2 protein-coding genes are annotated in these 2,332 nt (G+C 70.5%); one reads left to right on the top strand and one right to left on the bottom strand.

Translation table 11 applies throughout. From position 1 onward, the window contains the following. Positions 1 to 1,166, top strand: a 1,166-nt coding sequence (locus tag FNH04_RS44960) for an FAD-dependent oxidoreductase (protein ID WP_152791994.1), incomplete at its 5' end; no start/stop codon positions are given. A 60-nt stretch (positions 1,167 to 1,226) separates the two neighbouring features. On the opposite strand, the gene paaE is transcribed toward FNH04_RS44960, so the two are convergent. Further along, positions 1,227 to 2,332 (bottom strand): 1,2-phenylacetyl-CoA epoxidase subunit PaaE (gene paaE, locus FNH04_RS44965; protein ID WP_456154892.1); only part of this gene is annotated, 1,106 nt, incomplete at its 5' end.

The raw sequence follows: 2,332 nt of genomic DNA on the forward strand, positions 1-2,332 counted from the left end.
GAGCTGGGCGGGTGGGCGCCTCCGGCTGGTGGATCGACTCGCGGCCCGCGGGGGAGAAGACGGCGGAGGCTCAGCGCGAACGATTCGACTACGTCGTCGTCGCCAGCGGGGCTCATCACCATGCCCACCTGCCCGAGTTACCCGGGCGTGAGTCGTTCCGCGGGACCGTGCTGCATTCCAACGAGGTGAGGGCCGGGACATGTGCCGGTCGGCGCGTGGTCGTCGTGGGCGGCGGCAAGTCCGCGTTGGATCTGATCACCCGCGCCGCACACGAGGCGACCTCGGCCACCCTTGTGCAGCGCAAGGTGAACTGGATGGTCCCCGAGCGGCTCCTGCTCGGTCTGGTCGGCTACAAGTGGATCCTGTTCACCCGGTTCGGCGAGGCACTCCTGCCCCGCTACCACGATCCGGCCTGCATCCGTTCGATCGACCGCATCGACGAGCGGGTAAAACGGGCTCTGTGGTGGCTCATCACCCGCGACATGCTGTTCTCCACCGGGCTCTACCGGCTGCCGAAGCATCTGCGGCCCGCCCGAGCGCTCCCCTTCCACCTGGCCCATGCGGGCGTGATGCCACGAGGCTACGTGCGGGCCGTTCGCCGTGGCCTGATCGCCCCCAAGGTCAGTGCGGTCGAGGCGTACACCGAACAGGGACTGCGACTGGTGACCGGCGAGGAAGTGGCCGCGGACGTCATCGTGTTCGCCACGGGTCACCACAAGGTCTTCCCGTTCCTGGATCCGAGAGTGCCGGTGCACGATTCCGCCGGGCGGCTGCGGCTCTACCGAGGCATCGTGCCACCGGACGCCGACCGGCTGGCATTCGTCGGTTTCCGGCAGGTCTTCAACAACATCATGGGCATGGAACTCACCGCACACTGGCTGACCCGCCATTTCCGGACCACGCTGCGCACCACCCCGAGCGAGCAGGAGATGCGGGAAGCCATCGACGCCCGCCTGGCCTGGCAGGAACAGGTCCTGCCGGGCTCCGGCGGCTACGACTTCGGCCCCTACGACATCCACTGCGCCGACGAGCTCCTGCACGACATGGGGTTGCCGTCCCACCGCGCAGGCAACCTACTGGCCGAATACCTGCTCCCCGGCGGACTCGCTCACCGCTACGCCGGCCTGACTCGATCGAATGGAGTTGCTGGTCGCGGCACGACCTGACCCCGGGGCCTCGTCGCCCCGCACCGGCCGTCCCCTCGAGGGTCGGGTCGGGCGGCGTGCTCAACTGTCGAAGTCGACGGTGAGCGTGTCGGAGGCGGTACGGGTCTGGCAGGTGAGGACGTAGCCCGCCAGGACCTCCGCCGGTTCCAGCGCGTAGTTGCGGCGCATGTCGGCGGCGCCTTCGGTGACGAGGGCGCGACAGGTGCCGCAGACGCCGCCCTTGCATGCGAACGGCAGGTCGGGGCGGGCCTGTTGAGCACTGTCGAGGACGCTGCTGTGGCGTGACGCGGTGAACGTGGTGGCCCGGCCTTCGAGGATCACGGTGATCTCGCTCGTCGGGCCCCGGTCGGTGGCGTCGTCGCGGTCGGCGAGGGGTGTCGTGGGCGGTTCCTCGTCCGCGTGGAACAGTTCCTGGTGGACACGGTCCGCCGGGACGCCGAGTCCGGTGAGGAGCGCGCGGGCATCGCGCACCATGCCGTGCGGGCCGCACAGCCACCAGTGGGCGACGTCCCGGACATCGAGGAGGGCGTCCAGCAACGCGGTGAGCCGCTCGGTGTCGAGCCGGCCGGAGAGCAGCTCGGCCTCGCGCGGCTCGCGGGACAGGACGTGGGCGAGCTGAAAGCGGGCCGGGTACCGGTCCTTGAGGTCGGCGAGTTCGTCCGCGAACATCACTGTGCCGGTGCGCCGGTTGCCGTACAGGAGCGTGACGCGCGCGCCCTCGTCCGCGGCGAGGACGGACGCGGCGATGGACATCATCGGTGTGACGCCGGACCCGGCGGCGATGAGCGCATGGTGGGCCGGGCCGCCGGGAGAGGTGAGGTCGGGGCTGAACGCACCCGCCGGGGCCATGACCTGCAGGATGTCACCGGGGCGTACGCCGTGTACCAGCCAGGAGGAGAACAGCCCGCCCGGTACCACGCGAACGCCGATGCGCGGCGCCGTACCGGCCGGTGAACAGATCGAGTACGAGCGCCGCTCGTCGCGGCCGTCGATCTCGCGGCGCACGGTGAGGCACTGACCGGGACGGAACGCGAACTCGTCGGCCAGGCCCGCCTGCTGTACTCCCGCGCCGGGCAGGTCGACGGCACCGGGCGCGGCGAGGACGCGTACGCCTACTTCCGCGACGCCGACGACTTCCGCAACGTCCGCCTCGCCGAACTCCCGTG

Source organism: Streptomyces phyllanthi, assembly GCF_009377205.1.
GTDB lineage: Bacteria > Actinomycetota > Actinomycetes > Streptomycetales > Streptomycetaceae > Streptomyces > Streptomyces phyllanthi.